The 17,464-nt window shown below is 73.6% G+C and carries 17 protein-coding genes; 6 read left to right on the top strand and 11 right to left on the bottom strand.

Going from position 1 to position 17,464, the window contains the following annotated elements; all coding sequences use genetic code 11:
- Positions 1–116 precede the first annotated feature (116 nt).
- Positions 117–800, bottom strand: coding sequence for an alpha/beta fold hydrolase (locus RWE79_RS04110; RefSeq protein WP_475938625.1), 684 nt, complete (start codon positions 798–800; stop codon positions 117–119).
- Between the two features lie 216 nt (positions 801–1,016).
- On the opposite strand from RWE79_RS04110, the gene RWE79_RS04105 reads away from it, so the two are divergent.
- Positions 1,017–1,781, top strand: a complete 765-nt coding sequence (locus RWE79_RS04105) for a transporter substrate-binding domain-containing protein (RefSeq protein WP_475938624.1) — start codon at positions 1,017–1,019, stop codon at positions 1,779–1,781.
- A 466-nt stretch (positions 1,782–2,247) separates the two neighbouring features.
- Here the strand turns inward: RWE79_RS04105 and RWE79_RS04100 are convergent, their stop codons facing one another.
- Positions 2,248–2,754, bottom strand: a complete 507-nt coding sequence (locus tag RWE79_RS04100; RefSeq protein ID WP_475938623.1) for a GNAT family N-acetyltransferase — start codon at positions 2,752–2,754, stop codon at positions 2,248–2,250.
- A gap of 271 nt (positions 2,755–3,025) precedes the next feature.
- Between RWE79_RS04100 and RWE79_RS04095 the strand changes: the two genes are divergently transcribed.
- Positions 3,026–3,511, top strand: coding sequence for a hypothetical protein (locus tag RWE79_RS04095; protein ID WP_475938622.1), 486 nt, complete (start codon positions 3,026–3,028; stop codon positions 3,509–3,511).
- Between the two features lie 107 nt (positions 3,512–3,618).
- On the opposite strand, the gene RWE79_RS04090 is transcribed toward RWE79_RS04095, so the two are convergent.
- On the bottom strand, positions 3,619–4,500 hold the full coding sequence (locus RWE79_RS04090) for a diacylglycerol kinase family protein (protein ID WP_475938621.1): 882 nt from the start codon (positions 4,498–4,500) through the stop codon (positions 3,619–3,621).
- A gap of 13 nt (positions 4,501–4,513) precedes the next feature.
- On the bottom strand, positions 4,514–6,115 hold the full coding sequence (locus RWE79_RS04085) for an FAD-binding oxidoreductase (protein WP_475945590.1): 1,602 nt from the start codon (positions 6,113–6,115) through the stop codon (positions 4,514–4,516).
- A 93-nt stretch (positions 6,116–6,208) separates the two neighbouring features.
- Between RWE79_RS04085 and RWE79_RS04080 the strand changes: the two genes are divergently transcribed.
- Both RWE79_RS04080 and RWE79_RS04075 read left to right on the top strand, forming a co-directional pair.
- A complete protein-coding gene (locus tag RWE79_RS04080; RefSeq protein WP_475938620.1) occupies positions 6,209–6,808 on the top strand; it encodes a TetR/AcrR family transcriptional regulator in 600 nt (199 codons plus the stop codon).
- Positions 6,805–8,418 (top strand): glycerol-3-phosphate dehydrogenase/oxidase, encoded by a 1,614-nt coding sequence (locus RWE79_RS04075; RefSeq protein WP_475938619.1) that lies wholly within the window; start codon positions 6,805–6,807, stop codon positions 8,416–8,418. Before RWE79_RS04080 ends, RWE79_RS04075 begins: the two co-directional genes overlap by 4 nt.
- 21 nt (positions 8,419–8,439) lie before the next feature.
- On the opposite strand, the gene RWE79_RS04070 is transcribed toward RWE79_RS04075, so the two are convergent.
- Positions 8,440–9,237 carry a VOC family protein gene (locus RWE79_RS04070; protein WP_475938618.1) on the bottom strand — a complete coding sequence of 266 codons (798 nt, stop codon included), beginning with the start codon at positions 9,235–9,237 and terminating at the stop codon, positions 8,440–8,442.
- Between the two features lie 250 nt (positions 9,238–9,487).
- Between RWE79_RS04070 and RWE79_RS04065 the strand changes: the two genes are divergently transcribed.
- On the top strand, positions 9,488–9,970 hold the full coding sequence (locus tag RWE79_RS04065) for a hypothetical protein (protein ID WP_475938617.1): 483 nt from the start codon (positions 9,488–9,490) through the stop codon (positions 9,968–9,970).
- 178 nt (positions 9,971–10,148) lie between these two features.
- On the top strand, positions 10,149–10,997 hold the full coding sequence (locus RWE79_RS04060) for an oxygenase MpaB family protein (RefSeq protein ID WP_475938616.1): 849 nt from the start codon (positions 10,149–10,151) through the stop codon (positions 10,995–10,997).
- Between the two features lie 35 nt (positions 10,998–11,032).
- On the opposite strand, the gene RWE79_RS04055 is transcribed toward RWE79_RS04060, so the two are convergent.
- The 6 genes from RWE79_RS04055 to RWE79_RS04030 all read right to left on the bottom strand — a co-directional run bounded on the left by RWE79_RS04055 (position 11,033) and on the right by RWE79_RS04030 (position 17,387).
- Positions 11,033–13,996 (bottom strand): nitrate- and nitrite sensing domain-containing protein, encoded by a 2,964-nt coding sequence (locus RWE79_RS04055; protein ID WP_475938615.1) that lies wholly within the window; start codon positions 13,994–13,996, stop codon positions 11,033–11,035.
- Between the two features lie 268 nt (positions 13,997–14,264).
- Positions 14,265–14,495 (bottom strand): hypothetical protein, encoded by a 231-nt coding sequence (locus RWE79_RS04050; RefSeq protein WP_475945588.1) that lies wholly within the window; start codon positions 14,493–14,495, stop codon positions 14,265–14,267.
- On the bottom strand, positions 14,482–14,748 hold the full coding sequence (locus RWE79_RS04045; RefSeq protein WP_475938614.1) for a DUF6400 family protein: 267 nt from the start codon (positions 14,746–14,748) through the stop codon (positions 14,482–14,484). The genes RWE79_RS04050 and RWE79_RS04045 overlap by 14 nt, the downstream gene beginning before the upstream one ends.
- A gap of 171 nt (positions 14,749–14,919) precedes the next feature.
- Complete coding sequence (locus RWE79_RS04040) at positions 14,920–16,410, bottom strand: hypothetical protein (protein WP_475938613.1); 1,491 nt, start codon at positions 16,408–16,410, stop codon at positions 14,920–14,922.
- A 136-nt stretch (positions 16,411–16,546) separates the two neighbouring features.
- Positions 16,547–17,044: a GNAT family N-acetyltransferase gene (locus tag RWE79_RS04035; RefSeq protein ID WP_475938612.1), complete on the bottom strand. Its 498-nt coding sequence runs from the start codon at positions 17,042–17,044 to the stop codon at positions 16,547–16,549.
- A 61-nt stretch (positions 17,045–17,105) separates the two neighbouring features.
- Positions 17,106–17,387, bottom strand: a complete 282-nt coding sequence (locus RWE79_RS04030; protein WP_475938611.1) for an alpha-L-rhamnosidase C-terminal domain-containing protein — start codon at positions 17,385–17,387, stop codon at positions 17,106–17,108.
- Between the last annotated feature and the right edge of the window lie 77 nt (positions 17,388–17,464).

The raw sequence follows: 17,464 nt of genomic DNA, 5'->3' as shown, positions 1-17,464 counted from the left end.
CCGAACCCCTGCCCGGGCCCGGGTCCGGACAAGGGGCTGCCGGAGGCCGGGGAGGTGCTGGGAGCACGGCGGTCGCGGAGGGTGCGTGTGCATACGCTCATGATCGCATCGATGTTTCAGCTTTTCGCGGCATCCAGGATGATCCGGGTGACCGCGCGGGGGTCGGTCAGAAAGACCGCGTGCGGTGCGTTGACCTGGACCGTGTGGGCTTTGGCGCGCCGGGCCATGGAGCGCTCGGCGGCCGGCGGGATCGCGTGGTCCTGGCGCGCGACGAGATACCAGGAGGGGATCTTCTTCCAGGCCGGCGTCCCGGACACCTCGCCGAAGTCGGCGGCGGCAGCCGGACGCTGCGTGGCGGCCAGGACCGCCGCCCGGGCGGCGGAGAGCCGGTTGCTGAGGAAGACGTCCCGGTACTTGCCCGGCTTGACGTACACGCCGCCGCCGCCGGCCCTGGTCAGCGGCACCTGCGTGAAGGCGGCCGGCGTCAGATGCGAGCCGGGGAATCTCGCCCCGATGGAGGCGACGCTCCCGCCCTTGTCGGGGGCGTACCCGGCCAGGTAGACGAGTGCCCTGACGTGGGTGTTGCCGGTGGCCGCGTTGGTGATGACCGCGCCGCCGTAGGAGTGGCCGACCAGGACGACGGGCCCGCGGATCGTCCTGAGCAGTGCCTTGAGGTATGCCGAGTCCCTGGACAGGCCGCGCAGCGGGTTGGCGGGCGCGATCACGCGGTAGCCGTCCCGTTGCAGGCCGCCGACGACGGTGCTGAAGCCGGAGGCGTCGGTGAAGGCGCCGTGCACCATCACGATCGTCGGTCGCGGCGGTGACGAACGGACTCGGACGAGGACGCACACAGGCCATGACGGTCTCCGGGGCTCTCCGGGGCTTGACGCCGCAGGGGGGGTGGGGTGGGACGGGCACCTCCATCCGGCCCCGGCGCCCCCGGGGCAGCGAGGCGACCGCATCTGTTCGGGTGAACCGCCCGGGACCGTTGACGCGGCGTCATTAAAATCGTGCGCATGACAGAGAAGCGAGATCAGCCGCGACCGGCCGGCCCGGCCCTTGTCACGTCGTTCGCGCCCGGCGGTACGTTGCGGGCCTCGATCAACCTGGGCAACCCGATTCTCGCGAACAGGGACCCGGCCGGCGGCGAGCCGGTGGGTGTCTCGGTCGATCTCGCGCGCGAGTTCGCGCGGCGGCTCGGTGTGGCGGTCGAACTCGTGGTGTTCGACAAGGCCGCGGCATCGGTGGAGGCGGTGCGGGACGAGCAGGCCGACATCGGCTTCTTCGCGGTCGACCCGGCGCGCGGCGAGGGGCTGCTGTTCACCGAGCCGTACGTGCTCATCGAAGGCAGCTACCTCGTCCGCGAAGAGTCCGCGCTGACCGGCAACGCACAGGTCGACAGCGAGGAGCACCGCATCTCGGTCGGTTCGGGCAGCGCCTACGACCTGTTCCTCACCCGTGAGATCCGCCGGGCCGCGATCGTCCGGCTCCAGGGTGCCGGGCCCGCGCTGGCCGCCCTGCGCGCGGGCGACGTCGAGGTGGCGGCCGGTATCCGCCAGGTACTCGAAGACGAGGCGCGGCGTGCCCCGGGTGTGCGGGTGCTGCCCGGCCGCTTCATGGTGATCCGGCAGGCCATGGGCGTACCGGCCGGCCGCGGTGCCGAGGCGCGGGCGCTGCTGGCCGCGTACGTCGAGGAGATGAAGGCAGGCGGCTTCGTGGCCGAAGCGCTCAAGCGCCATCGCATCGAGGGCGCGACCGTGGCGCCCGTCGTACCCGCCTGAGACGGACGCCCGCCGACTGAGATCGACGGCGCCTGTCACAGCTGCCCGGTCAAGGCAGCGGCCGGGCGCCCCGGTTGGCCGTGTCGCCTGCGGAAAGGCCCTGCCGTATCCGGGGCTTCGGCGTGGCATGGTGCGCCACATCAGTCTGCGCTGCGAGCGCGAAAAGGAATCCGGACAGCCGCCCCAGTGCTGGTCGCCGTGCTCCAACCGGCCCTGGACGGGGCGGCGTTACGGTGCGGAAGGTCCGGGATCCCGATCGGTGTCCCCGGGTGCGCGCTCGGCTACGACTCCGTTGTGGTCGCGGTCGGCCGGGCCCTGGGGGAGGGCGGACCGCTCGAAGCCCTCAAGGCCGTGATGCTGACCGGGCTGGTCGCCGCGCCGCGTGACCCCCGGACGACCGGCCCCGCACGGAGAGCGTCGGCACCGGCCGCGCGCCGAGGGAACGTACGGCGGCCGCCCGCCGGAGTCACACGGCCCGGCGCATGCACACCCGGGGCCACCGGTCGAGGCCGTGCTCGGCTTCGCGCCGCCGGATCGCCCGCAGTCCGGGGGTGAGCGCGCCCGGTTCCAACCGGTGGAAGCCGCAGCGCAGGTAGTAGGGCGCGTTCCAGGGCACCTCGGTGAACGTGGTCAGCGTCAGCGCCGGGATCGCGTCGGCCGCGGCCCGGACCGCGAGATGGTCCAGCAGCGTCCGGCCGACGCCCCGCCTGGCGCTGCCGGGATGGACCGAGACCTGCTCGATGTGGAGGTCGCCGTCGACACGGTCGGCGATGAGGTAGGCCACCGGACGATCCGTTCCGTCGGCCGCCACCCATGCCCGGCCGGCCCGCAGGTAGCGGGCGAGTTCCTCGACCGGGAGCGGGTCGTCGTCGGCGATCTCCGGCATGCCGATGCCGTGGAAGGCCCGGCCGGCGGCCCGCTCGATGTCCTGCAGGAGGGGAAGCTCCGCGCCGCGGGCCGCTCGGATGCGCATCGGACGATTGTCCCCCGTACGGCCGGCGAGTGGCCACCGGATTCCCCTCCCACCTCGCTCCGGCCGCCTCCTCCGGACGGTCCGTCACCTGCCCGGGGCGGCAGCCCTAGCACATCCGGGCCCGGCTCCGCGTCTCCGGCGTCACCATCGGCGTGCCCGTGGGCTGTCGGGGGGAAGGTGCGGGGCTGTTCGGGGGAGCAGCCGTGACGGATCGTCGCCGACGCGGAAGGTCTGGTTCTCGTAAGCGTTCTTTCGAACTGGGAGAAGTTGCATGCGTAAGTTCATCGGCCGTTCCGCGGCTGCCGTAGTCTTCGCGGCCGCCGTGGTGCTCCCGCTCGCCGGCACCGCTCAGGCCGCGACGGCCGCTCCGGCTGTTGTCGCCCACGGCCACGACCGTGACGACTGCGGTCACGACAACTGGGGCGGCGACCGCGACAACTGGGGTGGCGGCAACTGGGGTGGCGGCAACTGGGGTGGCGGCCGCGACAACTGGGGCGGTCACCGTGGCCGCGACAACTGGGGTGGCGGCCGCGACAACTGGGGTGGTCACGACCGTGGCCGCGACAACTGGGGTGGTCACGACCGTGGCCGCGACAACTGGGGTGGTCACGACCGTGGCCACGACAACTGGGGTGGTCACGACCGTGGCCACGACAACTGGGGTGGTCACGACCGCTGGAACCGCAGCTTCGACCGTGGCTTCGGCTTCGGCGGCTTCGGGAACTTCAACCGGTTCGGTCTCCTGAACATCCTCTGAACCGTCCTGCAGTAGCTCCCTCTGGGGCCTGTCCTCGGCGTTCCGGCGCCGGGACAGGCCCCGAGTTCATCCGGCCCTCGCCGACCTGGACCGCGCCCCGGCGCCGGTCAGCGCAGCACGGTGAGTGCCCCCGGCAGCACCCGTGCCGTGACGGGGAGCCCGGCGTCGACCTCGCCGTCGGCGCCGTAGGGGATGTCACGGTCGGCCTCGATACGGATCTCCCGGCCGCGCACGATCTCCACCTCGGGCCGGTCGACGTGCGCGCCGGTCGCCAGATCGTTCATCAGGGCGAAGAAAAGCCTGCGCGGAGCCTCGTGGATCATGACGACGTCGAGCAGTCCGTCGTCCACCCGGGCGCCGGGGGCGATGAGCCGGCCGGAGCCGTAGTAGCCGGAGTTGGCGGCCACGACCGTGTAGCAGCGCCGTTCGTAGGTGACCGCGTCGACCGTGACGCGGTAGGCGGCCGGCCGCCATCCGGCGACGGCCCGCAGGGCCCCCGCGTAGTAGGAGGCGGCGCCGCCCAGCAGCCGGGAGTTGTTGGCGTGACGGTTGGCCACGGCGTCGACGCCCGCGTAGACGCTGCCCAGGACCGCGGTGCGCCGGTGGACGGCGGACTCGACCTCGATGGTGTCGACCCGGTGCGGGTCGTGGTGCAGCAGGACGTCGGCCAGGGCCCGGGGGCCGTCCGGCAGACCCAGGGCGTGGGCGAAGTCGTTGCCGCGGCCCGCGGGGACGAGTCCCAGGAGGGTGCCGGTGCCGCTGAGGGCGCCGCCGATCGCGCCGACGATGCCGTCACCGCCGACGGCCAGCACGACGTGCCCGCGCTCCCCGGCCTGCCGGGCCAGCTCGCGGGCGTGCTCCAGGCTGTGGCTGTACCGCGTCTCCAGCTCGGCGCCCGCCTCCCGGAGCAGCCGGGCCAGCGGCAGCAGGGCCGCCGATCCGCCGGCGCCCCCGGCGGTGGGATTGACGACGGCGGTGAACTGTCGCATGCGTCGGCCTCCTTCAGCGGGTGGGGATCAGGATGCCGGGGTTGAGCAGCCCGGCCGGGTCCAGGGTGTCCTTCACGGCGCGCAGGGCCGCGATGCCCAGCGGGCCGGCCTCGCGGAGGTACCCGTCGCGGTGGTCGGTGCCGACGCCGTGGTGGTGGCTGATGGTGCCGCCCGCGGCGATGATCGCCTCGCTCGCGGCGCGCTTGGCCGGTGCCCAGTGGGCGACCGGGTCCGCTCCCTGGGCCGAGACCACGGTGAAGTACAGCGAGGCGCCGTTCTCGTAGACATGGGAGACGTGACACATGACCAGGGGCGGTGTGCCGGCCGCGGTCAGGGTGTCGGTCAGCGCGGTGCGTACGGACTCGTACAGTGCGGGGATCCCGGACCAGAAGGCGGCGGTCTCCAGGGTTTCGGCGAAGGCGCCCGCGTCGAGCAGGGCGTCGCGCAGATAGGGGGCGGAGTAGCGGCCGTGCGCCCAGCGGTCGCCGGGCTCCGGGCCGAGGTACTCGCCGCCGCAGGCGCGCAGCACGGCGGCGGCGCCCTCACGGCGGTGGGCGGTGTCCTCCTCGGTGCCCTCGTAGCCGGTGATCGCGACGCAGCCGGCGGGCGGGGCGGTGCCGGGGTCCCCGGCGGCGGCGCCGATGGCGTCGGGCTGGGCGAGGCCGATCAGGGTCTCGGTCTCGTCGGACAGCCGCAGCACCGTCGGGCGCGGGCCGTCCTGGGCGAGCCTGCGCAGCGCGGCGGTGCCGTCGGCGAAGGAGGCGAACCGCCAGCCCTCGTACCGGCGGGCCCGCGGGACCGGCCGGATCCGTACGGTGACCGCCGTGATCACGCCGAACGCGCCCTCCGAGCCGAGGAGGAGCTGGCGCAGGTCCGGGCCGGCCGCCGAGCGTGGCGCGCGGCCGGTCTCCAGGGTGCCGCGCGGGGTGGCGAGGGTCAGGGCCAGCACCATCTCGTCGAAGCGTCCGTACCCGGCGGACGCCTGGCCGCTGGAGCGGGCGGCGGCGAATCCACCGATGGTGGCCCACTCGTAGGACTGCGGGAAGTGGCCCAGGGTGAAGCCCTCGGCGGCGAGCAGGGCCTCGGCCTGCGGGGCGCGCAGGCCGGGCTGCAGGGTCGCGGTGCGGGAGACGGGGTCCAGGGACAGCAGGCGGTTCATCCGGCGCAGGTCCAGCGTGACGAAGGGGCGGCCGCCCTGCGGGGCCAGGCCGCCCACGACGGAGGTGCCGCCGCCGAACGGGACGACCGCCAGGCCGTGCGCCTCGCAGACGCCCAGCACGGCGAGGACCTCGTCGTGGCCGGCGGGCAGCACCACGGCGGCGGGGAGGTCGCCGACCTCGCCGGAGCGGATGCGCAGCAGGTCGGGGGTGGACTTGCCGCGGGTGTGACGGATCCTGGTCCCGGCGTCGGTGCGTACGGAGTCCGGTGCGGCCAGGCAGGCGGCGAGGTCGTCGCGGGCCGCGGCGGTCAGCGCGGACTCGGGGACGGCGATGTCCTCCGGCCCGGCGGGGCCCGGGGCGCCCGGCGTGACGCCGAGCAGATCACGCAGCAGGCCGGTCACGGCTTCGGGCAGCGGGGCCGCCATGGCCGGGTCTCCCCAGCCGCTCCACAACATGTCCTTGTCCACGGGGGATGTCCTCACCGGTTGTTCGCTGGGTTTCCTGCGGCGTCGTACCGTGCGGCCGCCGCTGGTATTACACTGTGACAGATGACGCCCATTCGTCACAATGGCACGGACCGTGATCCTGTGCTCGACGCGACCCGCGACTGCGTACTGGCCGTCGGTGTCCGCCGTACGACCCTGACCGACGTGGCCCGCCGGGCCGGAGTGTCCCGCATGACGCTCTACCGGCGGTGGCCGGACGTCCGGACCCTCGTCGGTGACCTGATGACCCGCGAATGGGTCCAGGTCGCCACCACCGCCATGCCCGAACCCCGCCCCGGCACCCCGGCCCGCGGACGCGTCGTCGACGGGATCGTCGCCGGGGTCGGCGCCTTCCGGGCACACCCCCTGTTCCAGAAGATCGTCGACGTCGACCCCGAACTGCTGCTCCCCTACGTACTGGACCGGCGCGGTGCCAGCCAGGACGCCCTCCTCGAACTGATCACCCGCGCCCTGGAGGAGGGCCACGCCGACGGCTCCGTCCGCGTCGCCCCCCTCGTGCTCCAGGCCCGCTCGCTGCTGCTGGTCGTCCAGTCCTTCACCCTCTCGCTGCGCACCATGACCGACGAGCACGACCCGGAACTGACCTCCGTGGCCTTCCTCCAGGAACTGCGGACCCTCCTGGAGAGGACTCTGACGCCATGAGCCCCATGAGCCCCATGAGCCCCAAGGGCAGTACGTCTCCTTCCGGCGCTCCGCGGGCCGGGTCCTCGCTGTCGGCCGCCCGCCGCACCCGCGAACTGACCCGGGTCGCCGGCGGCGAGACCGTGGACGTCCTGGTCGTCGGACTCGGCGCCACCGGCGCCGGAGTCGCCCTGGACGCAGCGGCGCGCGGCCTGTCGGTCGCCGCCGTCGACGCCCACGACCTGGCCTTCGGCACCTCCCGGTGGAGCTCGAAACTCATCCACGGCGGCCTGCGCTACCTCGCCTCCGCCCAATTCGACGTCGCCCGCGAGAGCGCCGCCGAACGCGGTGTTCTCATGCAGCGCACCGCCCCTCACCTCGTCCAGGCCCAGCCCTTCGTCCTGCCCCTCACCCCGCTGGTCCCGCGCGGCCACGCGGCACTGGCCTGGGCCGGATTCCTCGCCGGTGACGCCCTGCGCCTGTCGGCCCGTACCGCCCGCGCCGTCCTGCCCGCCCCGCGGCGGCTGAGCGCCGTGGAGACCCGGCACCTGGCCCCCGGCCTGCGCCCGGCGGGCCTGCGCGGGGGACTGCTGTCCTGGGACGGCCGGCTCACCGACGACGCCCGCCTGGTGACCGCCCTCGCCCGGACCGCCGCCGCCCACGGCGCCCGCGTCCTCACCCGGGTCCGGGTGCTGGCCCTCACCGCGACCGGCGCCCGCGTCCGCGACGAACTCACCGGCGAGGAGAGCGAGATCCGGGCCCGCGCGGTGATCAACGCGGCGGGTGTGTGGGCCGGCGGCCTGGTCGACGGCGTACGCCTGGGCCCCTCGCGCGGCACCCATCTCGTGCTGCGCGCCGACCCGCTCGGACCGCTCGGCGCCCTGACCGCCGGCCTCCACCTGGCGGTGCCGGGCGAGACCAACCGGTTCGTCATCGTCCTCCCGCAGGGCGACGGCCGGGTCTACGTCGGACTCACCGACGAACCGGTCAATGGCGACATCCCCGACGTACCCCAGGCGCCCGAGAGCGACATCGGCTTCCTCCTGGACATCCTGGCCTCCGCCCTCGACCTGCCCGTCGGCCGTGAGGACGTCATCGGCACCTTCGCCGGACTGCGGCCCCTGCTCGACACCTCCACCGGGGCGGCCGGGCGCACCGCCGACATCTCCCGCAGGCACGCGGTACTGACCTCGGCCGAAGGTGTCGTCACCGTCGTCGGAGGCAAGCTCACCACGTACCGGCGGATGGCCCAGGACGCGGTGGACGCCGCGGTCGCGGCCCGCGCGCTGCCCGCCGTGCCGTGCCGTACCGCCTCCCTCCCGCTGATCGGCGCGGCCCCGCCCCGGGTCCTGGCGGCCCTCGCCGCGCCGCACCGGCTCGTCCGCCGCTACGGCACCGAGGCCCCCGCCGTCCACGCCCTCGGCGACCGGGACCCGGCGCTGCGGGCCCCGGTGGTCCCCGGACACCCCGTCACCGGCGCCGAGTTGCTCTGGGCGGTACGCCACGAGGGAGCCCTCGACACCGGTGACCTGCTCGACCGGCGCACCCGCGTCGGCCTGGTCCCCGCCGACCGCGTGGCCGCGCTGGCGGCCGCAGCCGACGCCCTGTCCCGGGGGTCGGGGGAGGACTGACGCGGCCGTCGCGGGGCGCGGTCAGGAATCCCCGGCGCCGCCCGGGGCGACGGCGTTGATGACGGCGAAGACCGCGCCCTGCGGGTCCTGGACGACGGCGATCCGGCCCGCCGACATGTCGAACGGCGGGGCGAGCAGGTTGCCGCCGGCCCGGACGACCGCGTCGACGGTGGAATCGGTGTCGTCGACGCTGAAGTAGACCAGCCAGTGCGAGGGCGTGCCGGGCGGCAGCTGCTCCAGGCCCTGGGCGCCGCCGACGACCCGGCCGCCGACCTTGAGGGCGAGGTAGCCCGGGGTGTCCGGCATGGCCTCGGTGGTGATGCCGAGGATCGCGGAGTAGAACGCCGAGGCCGCCGTGAGATCACCGGAGTTGAGCTCGTTCCAGATCAGCGCACCGGGCTCGTTGACGAGCTGCGCGCCGATGAAGTCCCGGGCCTGCCAGAGCCCGAACACCGCCCCCGACGGGTCGGCCGCCAGCGTCATCCGGCCCAGGGTGAGCACATCCATGGCGGGCATCATCACCGTGCCGCCGTGCGCCGGGATCGCCGCCACGGTGGCATCGGCGTGGTCGGCGGCGAGATAGGTCGTCCACACGGTCGGCGGGGTCGGCCCCTCGTCCGGGGACATCGCCGTCATGATGCCCGCGACCGGCTTCCCCCTGAGGGTGCAGACCGCGTAGCCGCCGGTCTCGGGCGGGCCGGGCTCGCCCTGCCATCCGAACAGGTCCCGGTAGAAGTCGAGCGCGGCCCGCTGGTCGGGGACCGACAGATCGATCCAGCACGGCGTTCCCGGTGCGTACGGTGACGTGACCTCAGGCATGACGAGCGGCTCCAGTGTCGGGGGTTCCGGCAGGGGGACGGTCCGCGTGACCCGGCCGTCACGGCGGTGGACGCCCGGCATTGTCCGCCCGTCCCGCGCGCGGCGAGGCCCCGAACCGCCGTCCGCCGCCGACCCGTACGGCCAAGTCACCCGGGCGGTCGTACCGCTCCCGGAGCGGACCCGGCCAGTTGGCTGAACCGGCACGGCGTGCCGTGCGTCCGGCCTGCCGCCGGGCGGCTCCGGCGCTTGGATGGCCACGGCGCCGGCCGGCGGCGCCGTGCCCGATCCGGAGGCTGTCGTGCGGTTGCGCCGTGTTGCCGTGTCCGTCCTGTCAGGTCTGCTGCTGGCGGTGGCCCCCGCCGGGACGGCCGGCGCACGGGCGCCCGAGGCCGCCGGCGCCCGTACCCGCACCACCCACCTGGAACTGCGCGGCGCGGACCGGGCACGCTACGGCTACGCGACCCTCACCACCCGCCGCGCGGGCGACGGCCGGGACGTGGACGCGCTGGTGACGAAGGCGGTGGGCGACCCCGGCTGTGTCTTCCTCCGGACGGACGACGGACAGGGCCGCACCCCCGCGTGGCGGCTGCCCGAGGGGCGGGCCATCGGCGCGCAGTGCGGTTCCGCCGGATCACGCACCCATATGCTCACCCGCACCTCCTGCCGGCGCCTCGTGCCGGGCTGGTCCGACGAGGACGGCTACCCGGTGGTCCGGCGAAGCGTCACCCTGTGACGGCCCGGTCACCCGGGGTCGGCGAGCAGGTCGAGCAGGCCGGGGGCGAGACACCGCCGGCCGACGGCGCTGCAGCCGTCCGCCGGCCCGCGTGCCCGAGGACCGGCGGACGACATCCAGCTCGCCGCGATGCCGTGCCCCCGCGTCGTACAGTGGCGGAGTGGTGGATTTGCCGGATATGCCTGGTCTCGCCGCAGTGCGGCGGCGCCTGGGCACGGAGCTGTTCGCCCGGGTGGCCGGGCCCGACGGCCCCGCTGCCCGGGCCCGGATCCATGACACCCCGGGACCCCGCTGGTTCGGTCCCGACCGGCCGATCCGGGTGGTGCACGGCGACGCCTCGATGTTCGTCGGCGGCCTGAGAGCGCTGCTGCTCCAGTCCCTGCACCCGCTGGCCATGGCGGCCGTCGCGGCCCATTCGGGGTACCGGGGTGATCCCTGGGGGCGCCTTCAGCGCACCAGCGCCTTTCTCGCCGTGACGACCTTCGGTACCGCCGATGACGCCCGGGCGGCGGTCGAGCGGGTGCGCGCGGTGCACGAGCGGGTGCGCGGCACCACCCCTGAGGGCCGGCCGTACCACGCCGCCGACCCGCACCTGCTGGGCTGGGTGCACGCCGCCGAGGTCGACAGTTTTCTGCGCGCGCACCAGCGCTTCGGTGCCCGGCCGCTGGACGCCGCCGGGTACGACGGCTATGTCGCGGACACCGCCCGGGTGGCCGAAGCCCTCGGTGTCCTCGACCCGCCCCGGGACCGGGCCGGGTTGGCCCGGACGCTCGCCGCCTACCGCCCGGAACTGCGGGCCACCCCGCAGGCACGGGCCGCCGCACGGTTCATGCTGCTCGACCCGCCGCTGCCCTGGGCGGCCCGCCCGCTGTACGCGGTGCTCGCCGCCAACGCGGTGTCCCTGCTGCCGTGGTGGGCCCGAAAGCCGCTGTGGCTGCCCTGGCTGCCCGTCGTCGAGCAGACCGGCGTCCGGCTGGCGGGTCATGGCCTGACCAGGGCGATCCGCTGGGCGATGGCCGGCTCGTAGCGCGGCACGGTGCACAGCGCCGGCAGGCGGTGAGGTCAGTAGGCGGTGCCGGTGTCCTCCGGCCGGTCGGGGTCGGTTCCGGCGTCGCGTCCCTGCCGGGTGCCGCGGCGGAGGTTGCTGAGCCGCAGGCGGATGTCGTCGGGCGTGCGGGAGATGTTCTGGCCCGTCCGGGCCGCGTCGCGGGCGGCTCCCGGCACCAGGTTGGACCTGGGTACGCGTCGGGGCAGGCCGGAGGGGGTGACGCCGCCCGCCCTCGGTTCACGTGCCTGGCCGGCTCGCAGCCAGATCTCGTCGTTCTCCGACTGCCAGGCGGTGCCGTCGGGCAGCGGGGCGGCCTCGGCGGAGTGCTGGAGCCAGGGACTGGCGGTGTACCCGGGGTCCGGGTCCGGGCCCGGCCCCGGACCCGGGTCCAGGGCCGGGGTCTGTACCGGGTCCGGGGCGGCCGGGGGAGTCCACTCGACCGGCTGGTGGACGGGCGGTGCGTAGGCGTCCGGGGCCGCCCCGGTGAACTCGCCCTGGAAGTACGGGTTCTGCTGGTACTCGCGCGGTGGGAGGCCGCCCGTGTAGCCGTTCGGTTCGAAGGGCGACGGCTCGTCGTACGCCGGCTGCTGTGGCTCGGTGTACCGGTGGCCGTCATGGGCATTGTCGTCGTAGGCCTGGGCCTGGAAGGCGTCCGGGCCGGCTTCGAGTTGTGCGCGGCGTTCCTCGCGCGTGAGGGAGCGGCCGACGGGGTCGAGGGAGCGGGCGTCGTCGGGGATCTGGAGGGCGTCGTAGCGGGAGTCGTCGAAGCCGAGTTCGGCGGCGGTGGGCGCGTAGGCGGCGAACTGGTCGGTCTCGTGCTGGGGGACGATGCGGGAGACGGTGAAGTCGTCCTCGGGGGAGACCTCCTCGCCGCCGCCTCCGTGGGTGATGGGTTCGGGGAGCATGACCAGGGAGGTGGTTCCGGCCTGCTCGCCGGAGGGGCGGAGCTGGACGCGGATGCCGTGGCGGTCGGCGAGGCGGCCGACCACGAACAGGCCCATGCGCTTGGAGATGGAGGCGTCGACGGTGGGCGGGTCGGCGAGTTTGTGGTTGATGTCGGCGAAGTCCTCGGCGGTCAGGCCGATGCCCTTGTCGTGGATCTCGACCATGACGCGGCCGTCGGGGAGCCGGGTGGCGGTGACGCGGACCTTGGTCTGGGGGGAGGAGAAGGTGGTGGCGTTCTCCAGGAGCTCGGCCAGGAGGTGGACGAGGTCGGTGACGGCGGTGCCGTGGATCTCGGTCTCGGGGATGCCGACGAGTTCGATGCGTTCGTAGGCCTCGACCTCGGAGGCGGCGGCGCGCAGGACGTCGACGAGGGGGACGGGCTGGTTCCAGCGGCGGCCGGGTTCCTCGCCGGCCAGGACCAGGAGGTTCTCGCCGTTGCGGCGCATGCGGGTGGCGAGGTGGTCCATCTTGAAGAGGTGTTCGAGCTGGTCGGGGTCGGCCTCGTTGTTCTCCAGCTCGGTGATGAGGGTGAGCTGGCGCTGGATGAGGCCCTGGTTGCGGCGGGAGAGGTTGGTGAAGATCGCGTTGACGTTGCCGCGGAGCAGGGCCTGTTCGGCGGCGAGGCGGACGGCTTCGCGGTGGACCTGGTCGAAGGCGCGGGCGACCTCGCCGATCTCGTCCGTGGAGTTGATCGGGATGGCCTGGATGCGGGTGTCGACCCGGCCGGGCTCGGTGCGCGAGAGCTGGTCGACCAGGGCGGGCAGACGCTGCTCGGCGACCTCGAAGGCGCCGTTGCGCAGGCGGCGCATGCTGTTGCTCATCGAGCGGGCCATCATCGCGGCCACGATGAACGCGATGATCAGCGCCACCAGCACCACCGCCGAGTTGACGATCGCGTCCATCCGGGCACTGTCGGCGAGGCTGCGCGCGCTGCTGAGGGAGCCGTCGGTGAGATAGACCTGGACGCTGCGGTAGGCGTCGAAGCCGAGTGTGGCGGTGGCGAAGAACGAGGTCGGGGTGATGCCGTCGGCGGCCAGCGCCGCCGCGGACTTGCCGGAGGCGATCTCCTTGATCATCCCGGTCATGTCCGGCGGTGCGACGAAGTCCTGCCCTGCGGCGGCCGCCTGCACGGCGGCGGCGGTCACCTGCTTCTTGCCCTTGGCGGCGGCCGTGGCGAGGGCGTTGTTCAGCCGGGCCATGTCCTGGCTGGTGGCGCCGCCCTTGAACTCCTCCAGGGCCACCCGCGTCAGGTAGGCGTAGGAGGCGAACGTGGTGAGCTGGCCGCGCAGTTCACCGGGGGAGAGCTTGGCGCGGTCCTCGACCAGGATGTGCGTGCCGATGGAACGGACCAGTGACTCGGCCGCCTGCGTCAGCGACATCGCGTACAGGGTGCGGCCGAAGCTGGCCTGGTTGCTGCTGCCGAACCCCAGCTCGTTGGAGATCTCCATCAGCGGGTGCTGCACCAGGTGGTAGCTCTCCTCGGTGCGCACGCCGGGCAGCTCGGCGGTGAAGGAGGCGGCGCGCAGCGCGGGAAGCTTCTTCTCGCCCTGCCGGACCACCGCGACGCGCTTGAGCAGGCTGGGGGTGCGGGGCATCCGGGCCACCGCCGCGTCGAAGACCTTCTTGTCCTGGTCCGTGGTCGCGCGGGCGCGCACCACGGTGGAGTTGTCCGTGTCGCCGTCGAGCAGCGGGACGACCGACACGTCCCGCTCGTTGATCGCGTCGCTGGCGTACTTGTTCGCGGCCTGTACGAGCTGCGAGACCCGAACCGCGTCGTCGGCGTTCTGCCAGGTCCGTAAGGAGCTCTGCACCCGGAATCCGCCGAACACCAGGGCGACGAGCACCGGGATGAGGAGGATGGCGTTCAGGCGCGTGCCCACCCGCCAGTTGCGCAGGGCGAGGCGACTGCCCGGCCCCGCCGGGGCCTCGGCGGCCCCGGGGACTTCCGGGCGTTCCTCGTGACGCGTGGGCGGCGTGAAGTTGCCGCGGGGACGGTCCGGGAGAGCTGCCCTGGCTCGCCTTGTGTTCGTCACGCGACCAACAACCTCCCGGCGGAGCCGGCGGCGCCGGTCCCATTGGCGGGTTCGAGGATTCCGACCACGCCTGAGGGAAACCTGTGGCGAACGCTGTGACGGCGCTTCGGTGCGCGAGGAGCTGCCGCCGCACGGGCTCACGCGTTCAGGAGTGAGCCCCGTTCAGAGTTCCTGACGGTGTGTGATCGGTCGAGCCATGGGACCGTAGCATCTCTTGGCGAGCCGGATCGGTTGTCGGCCGAATTGATGTGGGAAACGACAGCCTTTGTCAGCGGGAGGGGCGGTGCCGCGAGCCGAAACCCGTCTCCCAGGACCACATGTGGGTGCAGCCGGGGCACTGCAGGTGCACCAGGCTGCCCGTGTTCGACAGCATGTAGCGCCAGTGGTCGGGGCAGTTGCGCCCCGCGGTGCACGCGGCGCAAGTCCGGTGGTCCTCGCAGCTCGGGCACGGTACCCAGGCCCGGCGGCCCGGGTCGGCGGTGGGGTCAATGGGAAGCAGCACCCTGATCCCCTCCGGTCGGCGGAAGCGGCGGCAGCACCCCGGCGGCCACGAGCATCCGGTGGATCTCCTGCTGCTCCTCGTCCAGGCCGGAGTAGAGCAGCCGGTTGGCCTCGTCCTCGTCGCGCAGCACGGCGACCGGGTCCCAGTCGTCGCCGAGGGCGGCGAGGACCTCGGCCCTGCGGCGGGTCTCGTGGTCGGTGAGGTCGACGTCGAACGCGTGGAGGCGGTCCGGGGAAGTGTCGTGGGGCATGTCTCCCGCTCCCGGGGCATCGGGGGTGATTCAAACGTGTGTATCAAAATGTGGCCTTTGGGGGGAAGGCCGCCGGCCCAGGTGTGACGCACTCCATGCCGGCCCGCGCCCCGGCCGCCGGCACGGCGCCTCCGTGCTGACCCCATGCTGACCTGCGGGAACGCCGCCTCCTCAGCCCTGTTCCGGGATCCGGGACGTGACGATCGACTGCGAGGGGTCACGCAGGGTGCGGGCCAGCCGGACCACGGGGACCCCGGGCAGGGCCTCGGCCTCGAAGGCCACCCGCAGACCGAGGTCGTACGAGGCCATGCCGCGCCGTACGTCCTCCAGGAAGTCCTGGGCGATCACCGCGCTGCCCGCCTGGACGCCCCTGCGCGCCGCCTCCACCGACGCGGGACGGCCGAGGTAGGTGTGGACGGTGTCCGGCGGCCCGTCGTCGAACGGCGTGTCGTACTCCACCAGCCCGGTGACGTCCTCCACCACGAAGTTCCCGTCCGGGCTGTCCAGCTTGGCGACGGTGTCACTGGTGACCCGCAGCAGCAGCCCCTCCGTGACCGATCCGGGCGCGCCCTCCAGGCCCAGGAACAGCACCTGGACCGGGTCGATGCCCCGGGTGGTGACATCCCGGTACGCGATCCGCCGGGAGGCGTCGGCGTTGTCCGTGGCCACGCTCCAGGTCCGCCGGAAACCCCGCATCCTGGCCCGTACGTAATCGGTGCCCTGCCGCGGAATGCGGCCGTAGAGGTCACGCAGCGCCTGCGGGTCGACCAGCCGTCCGTACACGAACAGTGCCTGGCGGGCCGGCTCGTCGAAACGCTCCCAGCCGCTCCAGTCCTCGCTCTGCTGCCGCAGGTCCACATTGACCCGGGCGAACCGCCCGATCTGCACATGCTCCCGGGACAACCGGTACCAGTGCTCGTCGTAGACCTCCACGCCCAGCCCGCCGACCTTGCCGGAGACCCGCACCAGCAGGTCGTGGACGCTGCTGTCGCCGATGTCGACACCCTGCACGGTGCGGATCGAGCCGTCGTCGTCCAGGTCGGCGTCGACCGGGATCCACAGCGTGAAGGTGGTGCCCTCGCGGGACACCGGCCACAGCCGTGACATGGTCCGCGCCCCGTGCGGGCCGAGCACCTCCAGCGGATGGGTGCGGATCCACCGGCTGCCGTCCACCCGGGACGGCTCCAGGTAGCGCAGATACGCCTCGCAGTGCAGGTCGGAGATGGACAGATGACGCAGCTGCTTGTAGAAGCGCACGGCGATCGTCGCGTGGTGCGTGCCCTCCTTCGCCCGGCGGTACTCGTCCTCGTCGACCTCCCAGGGCAGGCAGATGCTGGGCGTCTCACGCCACACGAACCCGCGGATCGAGTACATCCGGACGAACACCACCGCGATCACCAGCGCCGGAAGCACCAGCGACACCGCGGCGGTGCCGGTGGCCAGCCAGGGGGCGAGCCCGCTGGCGTCCGGGTCCGGGTAGTCCTCGCTGCCGAGCAGCGCCCGGAACATCGAGGCCAGCAGCGGGAAGTAGCCGCCGAATCCGTCGGCCCAGCCGGTCCGCCGCGGCACCGACAGCAGATGCACCGCGGCGAGCAGGCCGGACATCCCGGCGATCGTCCCGAACAACAGCGCCAGCAGCCGCCACGCGGGCTGGTTGGTCACCCACCAGCGCCACGACTGCTGGTGGATCGGATGTCTCCGGCTGCGCCGGAACGGCCGTCGCATCGCGCCCCCGTACGTCCGTGTGGCCCGCTTCGCCCCGATCGTCCGCAGACCGCTGGAAGGCCGAGTGTGCGGGTCACACCCCTTGCGGGGCAAGGGACTTGGCGTAGCAGAGTGCCAACGGGTCGTCGAGATAGGGGGCGTACGGCGCCACCCTGAGGTACCCCGCCCGCTCGTACAGCCGGATCGCGTCCAGGTGCCGGACGCCCGTCTCCAGGTAGAGCCACCGCGCGCCGAGCCGCACCGACAGCGCTTCCGCGCCCTGCAGCAGCGCGCGTCCGATGCCCGTGTTCCGGGCCGCGGGCGTGACGTACATGCGCTTCAACTCGTACGCCTCCGGCTTCACTTCCGGCGTGACCAGCGGCTGGACCGCGCAGCAGCCCACCGCCACGCGGACCGGGGCCGGCCCGCCCCGGCGGGCCAGGAGGAAGTGGATGACCGGGTCGAGTGTGCCGCGCAGCGAGCCGTTCAACTCGGGGTAGCGCTCGCGGTGTTCGCGGTGCGCCTCGTCCAGCATGGCGGCCAGCGCAGGATCGTCGTGCTCGCAACGGAAAACCCCGGGAAGCCCTGTCACCCGCGACGAGGGTAGCCGCACGGCGGCGGACCGTCACGGCGGACCGCGAAAGTGCGCGCGGCTACCACACGGTGCCGCGAGCGGTGGGCAGCAGCACCTCGTAGCCGTGGCGGCCCGGGCCGGCCCGGAGGCGGGAACCGTCGGGCAGTTCGACGGCGGCGGTGGTGCCCGGCGGGACGGTGACGGTGAGGGCGAAGACACCGGCGGTGTGCCGCCAGGAGGACCCGATGATGCCGTAGGGGCTGTGGTGTTCGGCGCTCGCGTGGGGCGCCCCCTTCCGGCCACGCAGCGGATGCGCCGGTCGCCCCCGCGCCGGAGTTGCGGCAGGGTGCCGCTGTGTCACAGCCCTGCCGTGCCAGGGGGTTTGAGCTGCGCCGATATCGGTGGACGGGGGCTGTCCGGCCGGCGTATGTTCCTGCG

It is taken from the genome of Streptomyces sp. RLA131, assembly GCF_056270125.1.
The sequence above is the reverse complement of the archived record's forward strand: the minus strand, read 5'-3'. Positions and strand labels throughout refer to the sequence as shown.

What these genes read in the sequence shown, in the direction of transcription:
- RWE79_RS04110 (WP_475938625.1), bottom strand. Translation starts at nt 800, where the DNA reads ATGGTGCACGGCGCCTTCACCGACGCCTCCGGCTTCAGCACCGTCGTC.
- RWE79_RS04105 (WP_475938624.1), top strand. Translation starts at nt 1,017, where the DNA reads ATGACAGAGAAGCGAGATCAGCCGCGACCGGCCGGCCCGGCCCTTGTC.
- RWE79_RS04100 (WP_475938623.1), bottom strand. Translation starts at nt 2,754, where the DNA reads ATGCGCATCCGAGCGGCCCGCGGCGCGGAGCTTCCCCTCCTGCAGGAC.
- RWE79_RS04095 (WP_475938622.1), top strand. Translation starts at nt 3,026, where the DNA reads ATGCGTAAGTTCATCGGCCGTTCCGCGGCTGCCGTAGTCTTCGCGGCC.
- RWE79_RS04090 (WP_475938621.1), bottom strand. Translation starts at nt 4,500, where the DNA reads ATGCGACAGTTCACCGCCGTCGTCAATCCCACCGCCGGGGGCGCCGGC.
- RWE79_RS04085 (WP_475945590.1), bottom strand. Translation starts at nt 6,115, where the DNA reads ATGTTGTGGAGCGGCTGGGGAGACCCGGCCATGGCGGCCCCGCTGCCC.
- RWE79_RS04080 (WP_475938620.1), top strand. Translation starts at nt 6,209, where the DNA reads ATGACGCCCATTCGTCACAATGGCACGGACCGTGATCCTGTGCTCGAC.
- RWE79_RS04075 (WP_475938619.1), top strand. Translation starts at nt 6,805, where the DNA reads ATGAGCCCCATGAGCCCCATGAGCCCCAAGGGCAGTACGTCTCCTTCC.
- RWE79_RS04070 (WP_475938618.1), bottom strand. Translation starts at nt 9,237, where the DNA reads ATGCCTGAGGTCACGTCACCGTACGCACCGGGAACGCCGTGCTGGATC.
- RWE79_RS04065 (WP_475938617.1), top strand. Translation starts at nt 9,488, where the DNA reads ATGGCCACGGCGCCGGCCGGCGGCGCCGTGCCCGATCCGGAGGCTGTC.
- RWE79_RS04060 (WP_475938616.1), top strand. Translation starts at nt 10,149, where the DNA reads ATGCCTGGTCTCGCCGCAGTGCGGCGGCGCCTGGGCACGGAGCTGTTC.
- RWE79_RS04045 (WP_475938614.1), bottom strand. Translation starts at nt 14,748, where the DNA reads ATGCCCCACGACACTTCCCCGGACCGCCTCCACGCGTTCGACGTCGAC.